Below are 275 nucleotides of genomic sequence, written 5' to 3' on the forward strand. Positions count from 1 at the left end.
CGGCCTCCTTGAAGACCACGTCCAGGCCCTCGGAGACGGCCTGCAGACCGACCCGCGCGGAACCGGGGACCACCAGCATCCGTACGCCGTCGGCGACTTTGCGGCCCTCGACGATCGCGGCGGCGGCGCGCAGGTCCTCGATGCGGCCGGTGGTGCACGAACCTACGAAGACGGTGTCGACCTTGATGTCACGCAGCGGCTGTCCGGCGGTCAACCCCATGTATTCCAGGGCCTTTTCTTCTGCTAGGCGTGCCGACGCGTCGCGGGACGAAGGC

Annotated in this window: 1 protein-coding gene; it reads right to left on the minus strand. The window is 68.7% G+C overall.

The window, feature by feature from the left end:
- A partial coding sequence (locus tag MFF64_RS36830) for an aconitase family protein (RefSeq protein ID WP_238193976.1) occupies positions 1-275 on the minus strand: 275 nt, incomplete at both ends.

Origin of the sequence: Methylobacterium frigidaeris (genome assembly GCF_022179185.1) — a bacterium.
Classification (GTDB): Bacteria; Pseudomonadota; Alphaproteobacteria; order Rhizobiales; family Beijerinckiaceae; genus Methylobacterium; species Methylobacterium frigidaeris.